The organism is Novacetimonas hansenii (genome assembly GCF_014843995.1).
Lineage (GTDB): Bacteria > Pseudomonadota > Alphaproteobacteria > Acetobacterales > Acetobacteraceae > Novacetimonas > Novacetimonas hansenii.
Window position 1 is genome coordinate 1,959,787 of the sequence record NZ_CP062147.1, and the last position, 19,664, is coordinate 1,979,450.

A 19,664-nucleotide genomic window follows, 5' to 3' on the forward strand; every position below is an offset into this window, starting at 1 on the left:
ATGTCAGCCTCCCTTTCGGGCCGAGGAATAGACATGCGGTAGCCAGGCAAAGGACGTGTCGAACGGGAATGTCGGCCGGGCCTTGTGTGCCCGCACAAGGCGTGTGACATGCTGGTCCACTGCCCCGGGCGACAACGCCATCAGCGCCGGATTGGCAATCGGGGCAAGTTCCGGCGAAAGATAGCCGGATTTCACCACGACAATCCGTGCGCCATGCGGGTCAAGCCCCAGTGCCGTGAAATCGGCGATGTTATGATAGGGCCTGCGCCGTCCTGCCACGACCACCTGTATCCCGCCAACGGCGATGACCGCCTGGCATTCACGCTCGTTCGGATCATCAATTACGAAACGGACTTCGCCTGTCACTTCGACCGGGGTCGTCCCCGCAGTGTCCAGGGCGCCCCCAATCAGCAGCGTAACCTGTGCCCCCACCCCGGCGGCACGGGCGGTGCGTGTGGCCCGTGGATCGGCAATTCCCGCGACAATGACGTCCTGCGCCCCGCATGCAATCAGCGCGCGCAGCACGTCGACACGGTCCCCCACGCCACCACCGGTGGGGTTATCACCTGAATCCGCCACAATAACCGGGCCACTGGTGACCTGAAACGCCTGCTCGAGGGTCTGTCCGATATTCCCGGTCCAGCAGCCGAACTGGAACTGCGTGCGCGCGTCCCAATATGCCGTCGCCATTTCTATGGCCGCGCTCTGCAATGCTGCGGCATCTGTTCCCGTCATGACCGAGGCAGCCGTTGCACGCGGTTCGTCCGCCCATACATATCCCACCATGAGGGAGGCATCCCAGATGCCTTCACGTCCGTCGATTTCAGGCAGGCGTGCATACAGGCTGCGGGCGGGTTCGTCCTCGGTACTGGTTTTTTCGCCGGGCAGCACGACTGGAACCGGTGCCCATACGACATGCGGTCGTACCCCCTGCGTCAGGCTGCGCACCAGCATCGTCACCGCCCGGCGCATCGTTTCCTGAACGTCGATATGCGGTGCGGTGCGATAGGTCGAAAACATGTCGATCGCGTCGATGATGCGCTGTGTCACATTGCCATGCAGGTCATAACTGACGGAAATTGGTACGTCGTTACCTACCACGGCGCGGGTTGCGCAGATCCAGTCACCTTCGGCATCTTCCATACCCTGAACATACATCGCGCCATGCATGGACAGGTACACACCGTCCAGCGGCCCGGCCGCACGCAAGCGGTCAAGGAATTCGTCGCGCAGAGCCCGATAGGTCTCTGCCGTGACGGGGCCGCCGGGAATGGCGCGGGCATGCAGGGTTGGCACGAATTGCGCCGGATAATCGGCCAAAAATGCAAAATAAGGTGCCTGCAACAGCTCATCGCCACGCATCACCCGAAAATCCTCCATCCGGGTTGGAACCGGATTATAAGTGCTGCATTCGATATGAATGCCACCCACGGCAATACGCATACCCTTTTCCCTTTTGTTTAGAATTCGTGGAACAATGACCGGTCGGCCGCGACGCTGGCTGCGCCGAACGCCCATGAGTCAGCCATGACATCGCAGGTCATGATCTCTGGCCGGGGTGCAAGCTGCGGCAGGATGTTGCCTTCTGCGGCCTGGCGCATTGCACGTCCGAACAATCCCGTCAGTTCACCGCCCTGGCGTGCAACCAGTACATGCTGCGGGTCCATGATCTGCACCATCTGTGCGATCATCAGGCCCAGTGCGCTGCCCGCGCGATGCAGCAATTCGACCGCACCAAGATTGCCCTGCGCCGCAAGCTGTTCAAGCTGGTCCAGATCCCCCGGCAGCCCCGCCCGCGTGGCAAGATGGGCAATGGCCGTCAGAGAGGCAACGGTATCGAGGCAGCCTGTTTTCCCACACAGGCACGGCAGCCCGCTCGGTTCCGCCGTGGCGTGGGCGATTTCGCCTGCCCCGCCCCGGAAGCCACGAAACAGTTCGCCGCCAAACATGTGACCACACCCGATCCCCTGCCCGACGGAAATAAGGCTGAAGGATGCGGCTTCCCGCATGGGTCCGAACCTGTATTGCGCAACGGTAAGGGCATTGGCGTCATTTTCGACATACGCAGGCAACCCGCAGGCCTGCGTTATCAGCGGGCCAACAGGCGCATTTTCCCATCCCGTCAGGGTGGAACGCACGCATATGCCGCCCTGTTCATCCACAAGCCCCGAAACCGCCAGCCCGATGCCACGCATGCGTTGTGCATGGAGCGAACCCTCCGGTGCGATCCGGGCAATCAGGCGGCGGACATGCGGGCCGATATCCTCCACCCTGTCCGGCAGGTCGATATCCTGCCGATCCAGTATCGTCCCATGCAGGTCGCCCAACACCATGACAGGACGGTCCGCCAGCGATATCCCGACGAAAAATGCGCTGTCCGCCGCGATCCCCAGTCGTATCGACGGTCGCCCCCCACCATGTACGGTATCGCGTGTTTCAATCAGCCCATGCGCCAGCAGGTCTGCTGTCACCATGGAAACCGCGCCTTTGCTCAGCCCGGAAATACGGATCAGCTCAGCGCGGCTCAGGGGGCCGAACTGGTTGATCAGGCGTAGCAGTTGCACATGCGACCGGCAGGACACATGCCCCTCCATTCCGGATAAAGATCAATTTATATCATTGATTGATCTTTCATTCGTCAAGTAAGTTTTTTATGTGATATAAGTCAGAACAGATCGAAACAAACTGGTGATCGTGGCCGATAGATGAAATGTCAGTACCGCCCGCCCCTGTCCCGCATGACCTTTTTTGCGTGTATCGGTATGTTATGTGCGTCTTCGGCCCATGCATCGCCTGCGGTGGACGCCTCGCGGTGCCTGAGCGTGATGCAGCCCGAACCCCCACGCAGCATGGACCCGGCGGACCAGGTGGCGACCGATACATCCTCCATCCTGACCGCGATGTATGAAGGGCTGGTGCGTTCCGATGCGGATGGCACGATCCATCCCCTGCTGGCAACGGCATGGACCCATGACCCGCAGGGTACGACATGGGATTTTGTCCTGCGTCGCAATGTACGGTTTCATGATGGACATCCCATGACAGCGGATGCCGTTATGCGCAGTTTCCGCCGCCTGCTGGATCGGACAGCCCCCCTTGCCGGAAGCAGCCGTTTCATGGCCGTGGTGGATACGGTGACGACCACCGATGATGACATGACGGTACGGTTTCACCTGCGCCGTCCCTACCCCGATTTCCTGCTGCTACTGTCCTTCAGCCAGGCCTATGTGACGTCGCCTTTCGCGGGGACATCACTGTCGCGGCAGGCGGACGGAACGGGGCCTTTCCGGTTTGTGGAGTGGAAAAGTTCTGAATATGTCATGCAATCACGCAACCCGGATTACTGGGGGATACAATCAGATATCACCAATGTACGCTGGCTGTGGTCTGCTGAACCATCAGTTATGGATATGTCGCTGCATACCGGTGACAGCGATATCGTCAGTAATCTTCCTGCCCTTTATGCCCAGCAGATGCAGGGCGATCCCCGCTTTGTCATTTATGATGATCGTAACGGGCCATTATACTGGATTGCCATCAACATGGACCGGCGGTCGGGGTCTGACATACGTATCCGTCAGGCGCTGAATTACGCAACCGACCGACATGCGCTTGTCCATGCCCTGCTGCGCGACAGGGGGCGGCCCGCGCGATCCCCGCTGCAACCGGTTTCCCCCTATTTCGTAAGCTACGCCCCTGATCCGCAATATGATCCGCAACGCGCCCGGACCCTTCTGTCAGATGCGGGGCTGGCTGCTGGCATGACATTCAACCTTGCGGTTCAGGACATGGATGAACCGATTGCCGAAGCCTTGCAGGATATGTGGAAAAAATCTGGTATAAAACTCAGGATTTCACGGCTTGAAGGAGGCGTCTATGCGTCCGAAGCCTTTGCGGACCCAATGCAGAAGGAGGCGCTGCAACTTGATGGGGTGCTTGCGTCCTGGTCATCAGGATTTATTCCCGACATGCAGCTACGCCCCCTGTTTTACAGTGCGTCGGCTGCGCCCGCAGGGGCCAATCTCGGCTTTTTCCATAACCCGGACGTGGATACCCTGATTAATCAGGGAGCAGTCGAAACATCTGAAGATATCCGAAAGGATATCTATGCAAGGGTGCAGAAGATGATCATGCATGATGCACCTGCGGTGCTGATCTATACCCGCGATACGCTTGTGGGCATGCGTGCCGATATAACCGGGCTGGTTGTGCGTCCGGACGGGGCGCTGGACATTACGCATGTCACCCGTAACCGGCAGCCGCATTCATGAATGCACGTATCATCAACAAAATGCTTATGCTGCCTGTTGTCATGCTGGTGGTATCGTTTGCGGTGTTTGTTGCGGTCCGTCATCTGCCCGGAGATCCTGCACGCATGCTGGCCGGTCCTGCCGCAACGCAGGACGCAGTTGATGCGGTTCACCACAGTCTTGGGCTGGACCGGCCGGTCATGCAGCAATATGGCGGGTTCATGCGTGGGGCGCTTGCTGGCGACCTGGGTGTATCCATTGAATCACGTCAGCCGGTGGGACGCGAAATCGCCAGCCATTTTCCCTATACATTGCTATTGGGGCTAAGCGCCTATGCCCTTGCCCTGTGTTTTGGCATTCCCGGTGGGCTTGCCGCCGCGATGTTTCAGGATGGGGTGTGGGACAGGATCTTCATGGGGATTACGATCGTGCTGGCGTCGGTACCCAATTTCTGGTTTGCGCTTTTGCTGATGGAACTCTTTTCCGTTCGCCTTGGCCTGCTGCCCCTGATGGGTGCGCATTCATGGTCCAGCCTGCTGATGCCGTCGCTGACCCTGGCGCTGATGCCCATGGCGCTGATTGGTCGCATGACGCGTGCCAGCATGATTGCCGTGCTGTCGCGGGATTATATCCGCACCGCCCGGGCAAAAGGCGTCGGCCTTATGCAGTTGTGTCTGCGCCATGCCCTGCCCAATGCCCTGCCGCCAGTCATTACCGTCATTGGCATGAACCTTGGCAGTGTCATTGGTGGCGCGGTTGTCACTGAAACTGTGTTTGGTTGGCCCGGCCTTGGCCACCTGATGATCGAGGCCGTGCGCTGGCGCGACTATCCCGTGATCGAGGGCGTGACACTGGTTGCGGTGCTGTCGGTCATACTGGTCAATCTTGCGGCGGATATCCTTATTTCGCGGATTGATCCCAAGGCACGGCGCATCTGAAGGAGAGATATCGTCATGACTGTTCCCTTTCGCGCCCTTGCCTCACGCCTGCCACTCTCCTTGCTGGTGGGGATGGTTCTGACGACATTTCTGGTGATGGGTGCGCTTGTCGCCCCGCTCATCAGTCCGGCCGATCCATTGTCGCAGGATCTGTACGCCACGTTCCAGCCCATGTCGTGGGGACATCCCTTCGGCACGGACGCATTCGGGCGCGATGTCTTCAGCCGTATCGTCTATGGCACACGCTACTCCCTTGCCGAGGTCTGCATCAGTGTCCTTGTCTCCTGTGTTGCCGGGACGCTTGCGGGTATGCTGGCCGGTCTGGTGGGGGGATATGTGGAACAGGCGATCATGTGGGTCGTGGATATCGTCTTTGCTTTTCCCGGGATTGTACTGGCCCTGCTGATCCTCAGCCTTCTGGGGTCAGGATTTATCAATATGCTTCTGGCGATTTCACTTTTTTCCATTCCGGTTTATGCACGCCTGGCCCAGAACCTGACACATACGCTGCAACGCACGGAATATGTGGAAGCCGCCCGCACGCTGGGTGCGGGAACATGGCGTATCCTGTATGTCCATATCATGCGCAATGCGCTTGGACCGATCCTGGTGCAATCCACACTGACGGCCGGATCGGTGATCCTGACCGCGTCCAGCCTGTCATTCCTTGGGCTGGGGGTTGCGCCTGCCACGCCGGAATGGGGCGCGATGATGAGTGATGGCCGCAATTATCTGGGGATCGACATCCTGCCGTCGCTATTTCCCGGTCTTGCAATCACGATCGCGGTGCTGGGGTTCAACCTGCTGGGCGAAGGTGTCCGTAAGGTCATGGAAAAATAAAGCCCCTTGCATGACCACAGGTGAATAAGACAGCTTTCAGGATTTGAGGAAACGGGCATGGCGCAATTGCCCCATGCCCATCCCCGCCTTATTGAGGCGGGGAACCATGATGCGGGGCGGAAAAGATTTCCGATACCCGCCAATCGATGCAGCGCGCGGTCATGATCCGTTCACCCGGGGCGGTCACGGCAGCCCCTGCCACATCAAGGCAGGCGCCCCCTGCCGTCAGTGTTCCGTTCAGGTGATAACGGAATGTCTGTTCCGCCCGTCCCGAATGGCAGGCCGCCATCTGAACCAGACCAGTCGTCGTATCAAGTTCAAGACACTTACCAGCGAAGGCCGCATTATGGATCGGACCTTCGGCGCTGGTGGGGGGCATGACCCATTGCTGCGCAGGACTGGCGGAGCAATTGGCCGTCATGACGCGGCTTCCCTTTGTTGCGTCAAGGCACAGGGGCGCACGCCCGAACGACGCCTGCACCGTTGTGATCTGTCCCACCGGCTTCAGCGCAGCGCAGGCTGCAGGCGCCACACGGAACATGGCGTTGTCATGTCCGTCGATGTGCAGTTGCAGCGTTGTATCCGCACGAACGTGGGAAATATCCCCCGTCCAGACATTGGTCAGGGTCAACCCGCAATGTCGTGCTTCCACCCCCAATCGTGACATCGGCAGCGCGTAATCCGCCGGTTGTGCATTCTTGTTCAGGACGAGGAAGGCAAAACCGCCATCCGCAAGTGGCTTTAGCGCGATATCCGTGCCGCTGTCATCGGACGGATTATCACGCAGTACACTGTATCCCCCCGCCCCCAGTGGATCTTGGTCAATCGCGATTACACGCGGGTTGTTGAGGATGGAGAGTGATTGTGCGAAATGCGGATCATTGGGAGTGTGCGCCATCTGCCGGACGTCGGCACTCAGTACAAGGGGTGCCCCCATGATGGACCACAAACCCATCTGGCTGCGTTCCTCGGCCGTTGTCAGGCCATTGTCCCCAAGCAGGAGCTGATCCGCATCGTTCCAGTTGCCCGGGCCGACATAACGCGACAGGGCAACGGTATCGGTATATGCCTGATACACACCATCAAGGCTTGCACGTGCGGGATCATGCACGACCCACGGGTCATCCATTGGATGCCCCTGTGCATCAAGGCGGGTGGTGGCGACATCAGGGGCCACGCGCCACATCTGTCCCAATCCGCGTACCCATTCCATGGACTGATATTTCAGGGGGTCGGTTGGCCCGAATTCTGCAGGCTCGGATTCATCAAACAGGATCTTGCGCGTGGACTCCCGCGTTGCATCCCCCAATGCGTGGCCCATCTGTCCGAACAACCCTTCCAGGCTGGTTTCCGGTGCGCCACAGTTATCAAGCTTGAGGAAATCGACCCCCCATCCGACGAATTTCTTGGCGTCAGCTTCCTGATGCCCGGCTTCGCCAGAGGGAACACGTTCACATGTCAGGGCGCCAGAGGTGTTATAAACCCCCGCCAGCAGGCCCATTCGATGCAGTTCCGCAACATAAGGCGACAGATCACGTGCGAATCCGGGCTGGGTGCTGCCGCCATGACGCGGGGAAGACCAGTGAGAAGCACCGTAAAGCTGTCCGTCATGGTCGCGTTCCATCCAGCAGTCATCAACCACCACCGTCTTATAGCCTGCTTTTGCAAGGCCACTGGAAACAAGGGCGCGCCCCTGATCGGTCATGAAATCCTGAAAGCTGTAATGCGACCGGTCCTGCCCGTCGAGCGGTGCCTGTGGAACGCACATGAAGCGCGCCCAGTTATTGAACCCCATGGGCGGCAGGGGTGAAAGCGGGGTGGACGTATTAGCCGCAAGTGTATCCGCCCGCACGGCATGGGGCGCAACGAGTGCCGTCATGCAAAGAAGGCCAATACCAAGGAGCCTCCCCCGTTCCAGACGTTGCAAGGGCTTCAGACAGTGTTGCATTCCCTGGCGATCCTTTCCCGGATGCCCTGTCGGCATGGCGTCGGTCATGCCGACAGGGACTGTTTTTGTGTATGGGCCACGTCAGCGGCCATGGGCCAGTGACGCGGCATGGGAGTGTGGTCTTATTTGGAAGGGGCCATATTCCCTTGTGTCAGATAGTCATGGATGTCCCGCGCAACCGTGTAACTGTCGCCTTCGGGTGTGGGGGAATAGACGCGGCCGTTATGGCACCATTCTTCGCCCACCTTGTACCAGTCGATTTCACGTGGCGGTCGCCCTGTCGCAAGCGATGTCTCAAGGCTGTCAAAGAAAAGCTGCCACCGTACGCGATAATAATCCTTTGTCAGGCCCGCCCAGTCCTTGTTGGCGTAATCGCGCAGGTGCCCGACCTGGCTTGCGGTCCGGCCACCCCAGTTGGTCAGGATGACGCGTGCGTCATAATCCATCAGCTTGCGCTGCGCCGGATCGTCACTCCATGCCTGCGGCCATGACAGCCACGTGCCGACACGAAAGAATGTGTTCGTCGCCAGCAGGCTGTCCTGGCGGTCCATCAGTTCCAGCCAGCGGGTGGTCAATGCATGCAGCTTTGCCCGATCCCTGGCGGCGAAGGCATCCCCGATCTGGGGCAGCATGGCACGTGCCTGATTCGCAACGGCCTGACGTGTGACATCAACCAGGTCATAGCGATAGGCCTCCGTCGCGCGGGTGGCATCCGATGCCTGAAGCAGTTCTGCCATGGCGGCTTCTACCAGATGCGGGTCATAAGGCAGCACCTTCATGCCGTTCCATGCCGCCGAATGGGTATCAAGCGAAGGCTGTGCATTGAACAGGGAATCCGGCGCTGCACTGGCCTCACCAAAATCCTGAATCCCGGTGGCACGATACGAAAATGCACTGCGCAACAGCAGATCCCATGCCTTGCGTGCATGCACATCCCCCGGCTGCCCGTAACGCCGGTCGGCATAATCACGCGTCCATTGCGTGGTATCCACGCCGTCACGCCGCCATGCGGCTTCTGTAAACAGGTCGAAAATATACGGGTTATTGTCCATCCCTTCGGGGAAGACCGCCGTTCCGATCATATTTTTCTGTGTACGCCACAGTCCGGGCAGGCGTACGCCATAATCATACGATGATCCACCCAGCGATGTCCGTCCGCCAAAATCCCACAAACCACCATACAGGAAGGGCGCACCCTGGAAATCCGCATCGCGGTTTTCCCGCACACGGGTGTTCTGCTCAAGGTCAACGATGAACAGGCGCTTGCGGTCCACACCGGCCAGCATCCGTGCATCGGGTTCCTCATACCATGCCATCAACATCCACATCGCACCCGGATGTGCGGTATCCAGTGCTTTTTGTATTCCCTGCCCCGCATCGGCAAGCGGTACATCCCCAGGGGTGCCGCCTTCCTGAAACGGCTGGATGTCATAGACAGGCGCATCGCCGAAGAGTTTTTTCTGCTCGTCATAATAAATGGCGGCAACCTTGGCGAACATCGGATCACGCGGGTCCAGCCATGCTGGACGGCGGAACCTGTTCCATTCCCCCTGCCCGATCACATGGGCCTGTGGGAAACGTTTGCCGAAATCATCCGGAACCATGCCATAGAAACCCGGCAGGACAGGACGCATGCCCAGTTCGCGCATACGTCCAATGATCTGCTGGGCGGATACAGCGCGTTTTTCAATCAGTTCGCGTGGGACAGGACCACCATAACAGCACATGTTCGCCATCAACTGCCAGTTGATATGGGCAGGCATGCTTAGCCAGGACCGTACCTGTTCGTCCTTGTAACCCAGGCGCATGAACGTGCGATACAGGACCGCATCCGTTCCCCGTTCGATCAGGAGCGTATTCAACCCGTTCATCGCATAGATGTCGAGTTCGTGCTGCCAGCGTTCCCAGTTCCAGTAAGGCGAGGTATACCCGTCCGTGTTTTCATTCAGGGCATAACGGTACGGGAACGTCGCCTCACCCTCGATCGGGTGGCCAGGTGCTGGAAGCTGCGCCATCGCGGGAGGGGTGATGCCGTTGGGCGAGATGCCCGCATGCGCCACGTATTTCAGATACCAGTTCAGCCCGAACAGGAGGGCGCTGTCACTTGATGCCGTGACATGGATATCCCCCTTATGGCCCGATATGCGGTAATATTCAGCCGTTGTCCCCGATGCGGGACGCAGCGTAAGTGTGACCTGCCCGGCATGGGCGGGCAATAAACGGGCGACGACGTCACGTGCCGCCTGTATGTCATCCGCGCGTGCCCTCCCGCCACTGGCGAGGAGGCCCCCCGCAATCATGACGCCCCCCGCCACGCGCAGCCATTTCGCACGTCCCTGCATGAGGCGTTTTTTATGTGAGGCCCCGCGAACGGGGCCTTTATGAAGCTGATCATTCATGTCTTCAGAACCCTGTTGTGACCGAGCAGATGACGGCAGGGGTCGCACCGACAAAGTATGTCGGGGCACTGCCGTTGACAGTGGTGCCCCCCACATTCACGGCATGCGCATTGGCGGTATATCCGTAAACACCTGACAGATAATGCGCATTGGCGAAATTGGTCACGTTGATCTGGATCTGCGGATGATGCAGGTAGGAGAAGTTGCCGAAACGATAACCTGCGGTAATGTTGCCCACGGCATAGGCTGGCAGCGACTGGTCATTCATGAAGGTCGAATACTGACGGCCGGCCCAACTGACGAACAGGTTGCCGAAGAAGTGGCCGTTATCATAGTTCACACCAGCCGAGCCACTTTCGGTCGGGCTCATGACCATGGTCTTGCCAGCGGTCGGCAGATAGACATTCCCTTCCTTGAAATTGCTGTCGATGGTTGTGTGCAGGTACTGGAACGCGACATACGGGCTGAAATGATGCCATGGACGCAGGGCGAATTCCGCCTGGAAACCACGGATGGTTTCCCCCCCCATGTCGATTGGCTGCGTCACGAGTTCGGTGCCGATATAGTTTGACGAATTGACCTGGTGATGAACAAGGTTGTAGTTGAACGCCGCAAGTGAGAAATTGACAAATCCCTTGTGTCGATAACCAATTTCTTCACCAATGGCGAATTCGGACTTGGGATTTTTCTGACGCTGCATGGTCGGGACTCCACCGCCGTTCGGATCCCACAGGTCAACATAGATTTCTTCCGACCCAGGCGCACGGAATGATGTCGTGCCGTTGATATAGATCTGGTCATGCGGAGAGATGAAATAGGTCGCCGAAAACTGGGGCAGCGGCTCGGCATAATTGCCGCCGTTCAGGTATGGCCCCCCACTCTGGTCCTGCATGTTTTCGCCGGGGATGTCGTTGGTCGCGGTACGGCTGATCATGACCTCGCGGAAACCGGCCTCAAGGATCAGTTTCCCATGCAGGGCGGCATAGCGGTCATTGATGAACAGCGCATTGGTCTGCTGCTTGAAGTTGATATTATAGCCAGTCAGGATCTGGCCATTGACGCGAATGGGGTCATTTCCGAACGAATTGCTGACGCCGCCCTGGTAATTTGCTGCGGTGAAGGATTCAAGTTCGGAATGCTGCAGGTAGGCGTACCAGTCACCTACGCTGAGTGTATTGTTCCCTTTTTTCCATGAAAGCTGCGTCGTAATGCCGCCGGTTGATTCGAATTCATGGTCGAAGCTCATGGCGGTGGTCGTGCCATTGGTGGCATAAGGCAGGTCGAGCGTACCCAGTGCCTGGCTGCCCAGGTAGCTTCCCGTTGCATGGAGGTTTTCACCACCATTATACATCCCGGCATCCGAGATGTAATAAGGCGTGACATTAAGCGTCAGCCCATGATGCAGATTGAGGTGAAGCTGGAGGCTTCCCAGCGTATCGACGCGCTGCGTTGTGTGGAACTTATGATAGCTCGTATCGCCCGGGGTATAGCTGCGATCCCAGTTATAGTTGTTACCATACTGTTCGTACTGCGCCATGGTGGGATAACGCAGCGCCTGCGCTGTCTGGTGATTCCAGCCAAAGTTGGCGGTGATACTGTTGTCGTTCCCCCATTCCTTTACGGCCTTGAAATCAATGTGGTTACGATCGACATTGCCGGGACCACGCCACTGATCATAACGGTTGTTGGAATAGGATACAAAGGCACGGATGCCGGTATGGCCAAGCTCCCCGGAATCAAGCCGCAGGAATTCGCGACGCATGTTGTTGTTGCCATAGCTGAGATCAACAAGGCCACCGAAACGCGAACTCGGGTTTACGGTATCCATCTTAACCTGGCCGCCAACCGCGCTGTAGAAAGGGGCGGAGATATCGCTGCTGCCCTGTGTCAGTGTGACCGATGACAGATTTTCATTATCCACCATATCAGCGCTGAAAATATTGGGATTGACCGGATCGCCAAGCGGGATTCCCTGCATGACAAAGCCGATTTCCCCCTGTGTCAGGCCACGCACGGTCAGGCCATCATGGGTTGAACCACCATAAGGGTCAGATGCCCCCCCGACGACACCCGGCATGGCCGAGAGCATGACGCCCGGTGAAACGGCAGGGCTCTGTTTGGCGATATAGTCGCGTGTCATGCCACTTTGGGAACGGGCGGCCGTCTGCACAGCCATCAGGCCGCCGCCCGGCGTCGTGTTCGTCACCCCGGTGGCCGAACTGATCCCACGTGCATGGACGGTCAGGACCTCGGCCTTGCCGCTGGCCTGTACGCCTGAGGGGGTGGCCGTGGTGGCGGCTGTGGACGACGCGCCCTTGGCTTTTGGCTGGGTCGCGGCATGTGTGGTCGTCGGGGCCGCCCTTGTGTGATGCGTCGTATGCACGCTGACGGTTTGCGCCATGGCCTTGGACAGCAATGCGCCCGCATCAAGCGCGATAAAGGTTGTGCAACATAGAATCAGGGTCTTCCTGCTTGGGTTCAACACCTTCTTCTCCACCGTTTCATTATGGGACGACAACGTAAATCCGCGAACTGGAATCATGGATAGCGATGCCATCTGTGATTTCATTCCGTTTTCATAAAGATTTGTGGCGTCATAAACGCGCACATTTCAAGATATATTTTGCGTGAAACGATCATTTTGGTCGTTATCCGCAGCTTGATGCGCAAAAAACTGTCAAGTGTGACTTTTCTCACACTATGGGAAATCACCGGAAAACGGACAGTATCCAGTATAGAAAAAGTTTGTTTTTACAAAAAACTTATATTTATATCATAAAGTTAGTAATTATATCTTGATACATGCCCGTAACGCACATTGGCTCACCCTATCATGTTATAGCATAATAAGATCATAAATATGATTGTTCATGATTTTTTATGCCGTTTCCATGGCATGATTCGATAGGGTGCGTGGATTCCTCTCGCTATTTTGCGCGGGATCATATCGAATCTGACCAAATCAATCATTTTCATGCTTGCATATGATGCGACTGAACGACAAAGATGTTGCCAGAGAATGTTTCAGGGAAGTTCCGGCATGGATTTCACACCATCTACATCATCATCCATGCCTCGCACGGGATCGGCGCATACCATGAACATGCGTGGACTGATGATGCTGATGGGGTTCCTGTTTTTTATTATCGGGGTGCTGACATGGATCAACGGACCGTTGATCGCATTCTCCAAGGTTGCATTCTCTCTTGATGATAACAAAACGTTCCTGATTCCGACCGTATTCTATACGGCCCACCTTCTTGCGGCATTTCCCTGTGCGTGGCTGACGGGACGGCTTGGTGCCAAACCGGGCATGATGCTGTCCCTGTTGGGCATGGCGGGGGGATGCATCGGGTTTGTGCTGTGTTCCGTCATGCAGTTCTATCCCGGCGCACTTGCTGCGCTGTTTGTAACCGGCAGCAGCGTGACCCTGTTGGGGATTACGATCAATCCTTATGTGACGGGAATGGGGCCTTTTGATTCGGCGGCGTGGCGCATTGCAATCATGGGTCTGTGCAATAAGGCAGCAGGGATCATTGTTCCCGTCGTGTTTGGCAAAACTACGCTAAGTACATTGGGCAGCACGACCCGCGCCCTGTCCACAACCACCGATCTCGCCAGCAGAACCGTCCTGCTCAGCCATTTTGCACATCGGATCGTGTTGCCATACCTGCTGCTGGCGGCAGGGCTGGCGATGACGGCGCTGGTGATCAGGTTCATCACACTGCCGCCATTGCGCTTTCACGCCATGGAAGATGGAGAGGCACAAAATCTGGGCCAGCAGCCGTCTGGACATGGACAATGGCTGTTATGGCTGGGGGCTGCGTGCCTATTCCTGTATGTCGGGGTGGAAGCCATTGCTGGCGATGCCATCGGCACGTATGGCAATCACCTTGGCCTTGATGTCGATAACACCAAATTTTTCACCTCGCTGACATTCTGCATGATGATCGTTGGCTATCTGTGTGGACTGGCGGTTATTCCCCGTATCATGTCGCAGTTGCAGTTCCTCGCCTTTGCTGCGACCGTGGGCATGTTCCTGTCTGCGGGGGCGGTTCTGACATCGGGGATGCTGTCGGTCTGGTGCATGGCGGGGCTTGGTTTTTCCGACGCCATGATGTGGCCGTCACTCTATCCTGTCGCCATTCGTGGGTTGGGGCGCCGTACGCTCCACGGCACGGCGATTACCGTCATGGCAACCAGTGGCGGCGCAGTCCTGCCCAAACTGTTTGTCTGGCTGGCGACGATGCATAATTTCCGGTTCGCCTTTGGGATCATCCTTGTCCCGGCGTACCTGTTCATCCTTTCCTATTCCCTCTGGGCGATGCGCATTACCGCAGACAAAGGGCAGGCAGCCGGTCGTGATGCCACCCTGCCCGATATTTCCGCCCTCTAGCATGGAGCTTTGAAGTCAATGAAAGTTGGTATTGTTGGTCTTGGTTACAGGCTGGGCTACCTGGCCCATGTTTTCACTCAGGTGCGACCTGATTTCCAGATCGTGGGTTATGTGGACCCTGAACCCGCTGGCCTGCCATCCATGCAGGAACGCGGGATTTCTGCTGGCCGGCATTTTTCCTCCCTTGAAGAAATGTTGGCTACGGAAAAGCTTGACCTCCTGATGGTGGGGTCGCCCAATTTCTGTCACCTAGAACATATCCGCATCGGGCTGGAACACGGCGTCAAGATCTTCAGTGAAAAACCGGTCGTCACGGATCTTGAACAGACACTTGAACTGGCGCGATTGCTGTCACGTTTCCCCGCGGATCAGCTCATGGTCGGGCTCGTGATGCGCTACGCCCCGCTTTATACCGAGCTTCGTCGTGCGCAGGCACAGGGCATCCTTGGGGATATCGCCTCCATTGAGGCGGCAGAACATATTGCACCGTTCCACGGGGCGTTCTTCATGCGCGACTGGCGGCGTTATGAGAAGTATTCAGGCGGCTTTCTGATGGAAAAATGCTGTCATGATCTTGATCTTTACAACAGCATTGTGGGTGCACGCCCCATGCGGGTCGCCAGTTTTGGTGGGCGACGCAGCTTCACACCCGAAAACATGCCGACCAATTGGGGTGTCAATGATACCGAAGTTTATTTCCGTAAGCCCAGCGGTTGGATGGGAACCGACAAGGTTTTTGACAGCGATGCTGACATCGTCGACAGCCAGACAGCGCTGATTGAATACGCAAATGGTGCCTCCCTTGCCTTTCATGCCAATACGAATGTAGCGGATCAGTTCCGTCGTTTCTGTATCATTGGTGCGCAGGGCATGGCCGAGGGCGATTTCATTCGTGGATTCCTCAAGATGCATGACGCGCGCACCAGTGAATGCGTTATGGACAAGGCATTCCCCCGCAGCACCGCACTGTCACTGCATTATGGCGCGGATGAGCAGATGGCGGCAGACGTGTATGACCATGTGACCGAGGGCCGTCCGCTGCCGGTTTCCGCCATCGACGCATTGGAGGCGGGGCTGCTGATTTTCATGATTGAAGAGGCACGCCGTACGCGCACTGTCATCGAACTTGCCGATAGCTGGGCGCAGTTTGATGAAGCCCTGGGGCGGCGCAGCTAAAAACCGCCGTTTGATGGGCATATGTAATACAGGATGCTGCCTTACTTTCGGAAAGGCAGCATCCTGCAATTCTTCATATGTTACACGAAATGTCGTGCGTGGCCGGGTCAGGCGATGGATTCGACCAGGTTTTCTGGCTGCGTCAGGGGAATGTTGAGCTGTTGCATGCGGGCGATCCACTCCTCGCTCAGATGCGCGTCAGTGAAGATCTGTGTGATCTGATCCAGTCGCCCGACGCGATAGGTGGAATGCCGGCCGAACTTCCCACTATCGACAAGCAGGTAGCGTTCGCTTGAATGTTTAAGCATGGCGGCGTTCAGACTGGCTTCATCACTGTCGGGGGTGGCGATGGTATAGTCTGGCTGGACGGCGCTGGCCCCAAGATAGAGCTGATCGAACCACAATCCTTCGATAACCTGTTCAGACAGTGCGCCGACCACGCTGCGATTGCTTTGCCGCACGCGACCGCCCAGCAGGATGACCTGGATATGATCGAGGCCCATCAGGGCCTCGGCCACGGAAATATTGTTGGAAAAGACCGTAAGCGGCATCGGATCAAGCCGCAGTCGCCGCGCCAGTTGCAAAACAGTGGTGCCCGCATCCAGAAAGATCGCGGTATTGGGGCGCAGCATGGCAAAAGCGGCGTCGGCGATTGCCCGCTTATCTTCCAGATTCTGGTTCTCCCGGGCCTCGAACGCGATTTCCAACCCCACGGAATCCGCAATCGTGGCGCCACCATGGGTCCGGATTATGATGCCCTGCTCCTCCAGCCTCTGCAGGTCGCGCCGGATCGTGGCAAGGGAAGCGTCCACCTTTTCCGCCAGTTCATGAACCCCTGTCGCACCGTTCAGGTATAGATAGCGACGGATCTGCGTCAGACGGTCGGGCGCCACATTGATTCTCCTGAAAAAATAGAAATGCCCCATCCCGCGACGGCTGGTACAGCCACGGGACAGCCGCATGGGGCACGCAAAAACTAGCCACAGCGACATATGCGGTCAATGCCATGAGCGCCCGGGTGCCGGTCCTGCTGCACCTGACGATCACGGCATAAACTGGCGTTATGGCGACATGGTTGCTGAAACATTCCATGGAACCATATCATTTACTACCGGCATTTCCTGTAACTTCGGTTACCGACAGCTTCTGGAAAGCATAATAAAACTTTTCCCTGTCCTCCGGCACGGCCACACACAGGTCATGCGTCCCCTGCGCCGGTAGCGAAAGCACAAGCTCTATCGCCTGCCCTGGCTTTGGATGATGGGGTAGGCGATGGGTTGCAAGAGGTTTTCCCTCGCACCGGTCCAGCCAGATGCTTACGGCGTGGTGTGGCGCATCCTTACCCATTGCCGGCGCCTGAGGATCGCCATCAAGCGGAGTGTTGAAGAAGTGTGTAAGCGGCATCATCCGAACCGAAAGCTGCTGCGTCCCGGTCAGTGAAGCCGACGGATACATGACGCAGTCACGTGTGCGGTCAATGGTTACATATGGGGCGGCAGTTGCATCCGGGGTGGCAGGCACCCGAACCGACAGACGACCGCCTGCGCAGGCCTTGAACTGTGTTCCGCTTCTCGTCGCGACCTCTGTCGTGGTGAGGGTGCGTGCCGTGACGGGGGCAAGCTGCATGCCGCTCTGGTCAAACGCGGCGGCATGGATGACGGTCCCTTCCGTCACGACAAAAGGATGAACATAAGGCTGTGTGTTCGCATCCACATTACCGCCGTCAAGGGTATAGCGGATTGTCCCCTGCCCGATCTGGTTGGACAGGGTCACATCGTAATGCCCATCGGTTGCCGGGGCGGTTGTGATATCGACGGCATACCCCATCTGGTTTACCGGCACGCCATAGGATAGCTGACGTGCGATCTCGTCCTTCAGGCGTGTGGTGAACCCCTGCCAGTCCTGTCGTTCACGTGGGGTCCATGCGATTTCCGCCATCGCGTCGAGACGCGGAAAGGCCGCCTGCATCGCGGCTGCGCCCGATGTCAGGTATTCCGTCCAGATTGCCCCTTCTACACCCAGCACATGCTGTCGCACCGCCTCCGGCGTTCCAGGCGGCAGCGGGTCGAAATGATAGACAGTGGACACGGATTCCGCCGGATAGCGTCCGCCAGTCGGTTCGTCATTGCGGTTGGTCTGCATGTAATCAAGATAAAGCGTGTTCGACGGCGCCATGACGGCATCATGCCCGGCCCGGGCGGCCGTGATCGCCCCATCAATGCCGTGCCACGACATGACCGATGCAGAAGCAGGCAAGCCACCCTTGAGGATTTCATCCCAGCCGATCAGGCGACGTCCATGGGCGGACAGATATTTTCCCAACCGTTCGACAAACCAGCTCTGCAAGGCGTCTTCGTCATGAATGCCCAGTTCATGCATGCGCGCCTGTACACTGGGGGAGTGTTTCCATTGATCCTTTACCGCCTCATCACCCCCGATATGTATGAAACGGGAGGGGAAAAGCTCCATGACTTCGTCAAGGATATTGTCAATGAAGGTGAAGGTGTCATCATCGACATTATACAGGTAGGAATGCACGCCCATCGTCGTGGAAACCTGCGTCGGGGTGCCCCCTGACCCTACCTTGGGATAAGCCGCAATCGCCGCTTGCGCATGACCGGGCATGTCGAGTTCCGGGACAATCGTGATCTGTCGTTCGGCAGCATACGCCACGATGGCGCGTATTTCGTCCTGCGTATAAAACCCGCCATAGGTCGCACCATCCCCTTTCGGGCCGGAATCCTGCGCGCGACGCCATGCCCCTATCCGCGTCAGTTCAGGATAACGCCGGATTTCCAGCCGCCATCCCTGATCATCCGTCAGGTGCCAGTGCAGGACGTTAAGCTTCAGTTCAGCCATGGCGTCAATCAGGGCGCGCACTTCATCAGGTGTCTGGAAATGCCGCGAAGAATCAAGCATGACCCCCCGCCATTGCAGGCGCGGCCAGTCGCGTACCCGCATTGCAGGGATGGTTTTCCGTCCCGCCCCGAGAAGTTGCGAAACACTGACCGCACCATAAAACAGTCCGGTCATGTCGCGGGCCGTCACAACAATGCCCCCATGGTCCACGCGCAGTTCATATCCCTGCGCAGGAAGGGAAAGGGCATTCGCAACCAGCCGCATCCTGACCTGCGCGCGCCCGGCGGGCACCAGCGTCAGGATCGGTCCATGTGGTGCATGCAACCTGTCGAACAGGGTTGCAGCCCCATGGGCATCCACCCCGTCGATGGTGACATTCAAGGATGCCGGAATAAAAAACGAACCCGATTGCATCGACATGCTGGCAGGTTGTGGCAACAGCGACGGTATCGCCGCGTGTGCCTGCGCCCGCGCATCAGGCGTACCAAGCAGTGCGGGCAGCGCCGCCAGCGTCAGGGCAAGGGCTGTGCGGCAGCCACGTGTATCTGTCATTCGGGATTCCTCAATTTCGGCCTTGCTGACCAATTGGACGATTCCTGATGAATCTGACACCGGAACGATCTTATGCAATCGTTTTTTTGATTATGTATGATATTTATGTGCATCATTCTCGCACCATCAACGAAGAATCTATATTTTTCTCTGTCGTTTCATAAAATTTCTGTTGTTTTTCATAATATGATGATCATGGAATTTGGGGATTCACGTCATATCATGTATGGATCATAGGGAAATATTCAAAATTCATCCCCAAAAAGATCATAAACAATCAATTCTTTGACTTGACATGAAAAGCGC

General features: G+C 57.4%; 12 protein-coding genes. 5 read left to right on the plus strand and 7 right to left on the minus strand.

What is annotated here, in order from left to right; genetic code table 11:
- Positions 1 to 3: 3 nt before the first annotated feature.
- Both IFJ82_RS08535 and IFJ82_RS08540 read right to left on the minus strand, forming a co-directional pair.
- Positions 4 to 1,443, minus strand: a complete 1,440-nt coding sequence (locus IFJ82_RS08535; RefSeq protein WP_192263820.1) for a M81 family metallopeptidase — start codon at positions 1,441 to 1,443, stop codon at positions 4 to 6.
- Between the two features lie 17 nt (positions 1,444 to 1,460).
- Positions 1,461 to 2,582 carry an ROK family transcriptional regulator gene (locus IFJ82_RS08540; protein ID WP_192263823.1) on the minus strand — a complete coding sequence of 374 codons (1,122 nt, stop codon included), beginning with the start codon at positions 2,580 to 2,582 and terminating at the stop codon, positions 1,461 to 1,463.
- Positions 2,583 to 2,825: 243 nt separating this feature from the next.
- Here IFJ82_RS08540 and IFJ82_RS08545 point away from each other — a divergent pair, with 243 nt between their 5' ends.
- Genes IFJ82_RS08545 through IFJ82_RS08555 form a run of 3 tightly spaced genes read left to right on the plus strand, consistent with a single transcriptional unit; the run spans position 2,826 to position 6,028 of the window.
- Positions 2,826 to 4,271: an ABC transporter substrate-binding protein gene (locus tag IFJ82_RS08545; protein ID WP_192263826.1), complete on the plus strand. Its 1,446-nt coding sequence runs from the start codon at positions 2,826 to 2,828 to the stop codon at positions 4,269 to 4,271.
- A complete protein-coding gene (locus IFJ82_RS08550; RefSeq protein ID WP_003619803.1) occupies positions 4,268 to 5,188 on the plus strand; it encodes an ABC transporter permease in 921 nt (306 codons plus the stop codon). The genes IFJ82_RS08545 and IFJ82_RS08550 overlap by 4 nt, the downstream gene beginning before the upstream one ends.
- 15 nt (positions 5,189 to 5,203) lie before the next feature.
- Positions 5,204 to 6,028, plus strand: a complete 825-nt coding sequence (locus tag IFJ82_RS08555) for an ABC transporter permease (protein WP_192263828.1) — start codon at positions 5,204 to 5,206, stop codon at positions 6,026 to 6,028.
- Positions 6,029 to 6,116: 88 nt separating this feature from the next.
- On the opposite strand, the gene IFJ82_RS08560 is transcribed toward IFJ82_RS08555, so the two are convergent.
- The 3 genes from IFJ82_RS08560 to IFJ82_RS08570 all read right to left on the minus strand — a co-directional run bounded on the left by IFJ82_RS08560 (position 6,117) and on the right by IFJ82_RS08570 (position 12,917).
- Complete coding sequence (locus tag IFJ82_RS08560; protein ID WP_192263830.1) at positions 6,117 to 7,907, minus strand: alpha-galactosidase; 1,791 nt, start codon at positions 7,905 to 7,907, stop codon at positions 6,117 to 6,119.
- 191 nt (positions 7,908 to 8,098) lie between these two features.
- A complete protein-coding gene (locus IFJ82_RS08565; protein WP_225578595.1) occupies positions 8,099 to 10,318 on the minus strand; it encodes an alpha-N-acetylglucosaminidase in 2,220 nt (739 codons plus the stop codon).
- Between the two features lie 61 nt (positions 10,319 to 10,379).
- Positions 10,380 to 12,917, minus strand: coding sequence for a TonB-dependent receptor (locus IFJ82_RS08570; protein WP_175576258.1), 2,538 nt, complete (start codon positions 12,915 to 12,917; stop codon positions 10,380 to 10,382).
- A gap of 555 nt (positions 12,918 to 13,472) precedes the next feature.
- Here IFJ82_RS08570 and gluP point away from each other — a divergent pair.
- Both gluP and IFJ82_RS08580 read left to right on the plus strand, forming a co-directional pair.
- Positions 13,473 to 14,771: a glucose/galactose MFS transporter gene (gluP, locus tag IFJ82_RS08575; protein ID WP_192263836.1), complete on the plus strand. Its 1,299-nt coding sequence runs from the start codon at positions 13,473 to 13,475 to the stop codon at positions 14,769 to 14,771.
- A gap of 18 nt (positions 14,772 to 14,789) precedes the next feature.
- Complete coding sequence (locus tag IFJ82_RS08580; protein WP_003619794.1) at positions 14,790 to 15,947, plus strand: Gfo/Idh/MocA family protein; 1,158 nt, start codon at positions 14,790 to 14,792, stop codon at positions 15,945 to 15,947.
- A 107-nt stretch (positions 15,948 to 16,054) separates the two neighbouring features.
- On the opposite strand, the gene IFJ82_RS08585 is transcribed toward IFJ82_RS08580, so the two are convergent.
- Together IFJ82_RS08585 and IFJ82_RS08590 are read right to left on the minus strand one after the other, a co-directional pair.
- Positions 16,055 to 16,840 (minus strand): DeoR/GlpR family DNA-binding transcription regulator, encoded by a 786-nt coding sequence (locus tag IFJ82_RS08585; RefSeq protein WP_040511916.1) that lies wholly within the window; start codon positions 16,838 to 16,840, stop codon positions 16,055 to 16,057.
- Between the two features lie 208 nt (positions 16,841 to 17,048).
- On the minus strand, positions 17,049 to 19,358 hold the full coding sequence (locus IFJ82_RS08590; protein ID WP_192263838.1) for a beta-N-acetylhexosaminidase: 2,310 nt from the start codon (positions 19,356 to 19,358) through the stop codon (positions 17,049 to 17,051).
- Positions 19,359 to 19,664: the final 306 nt, after the last annotated feature.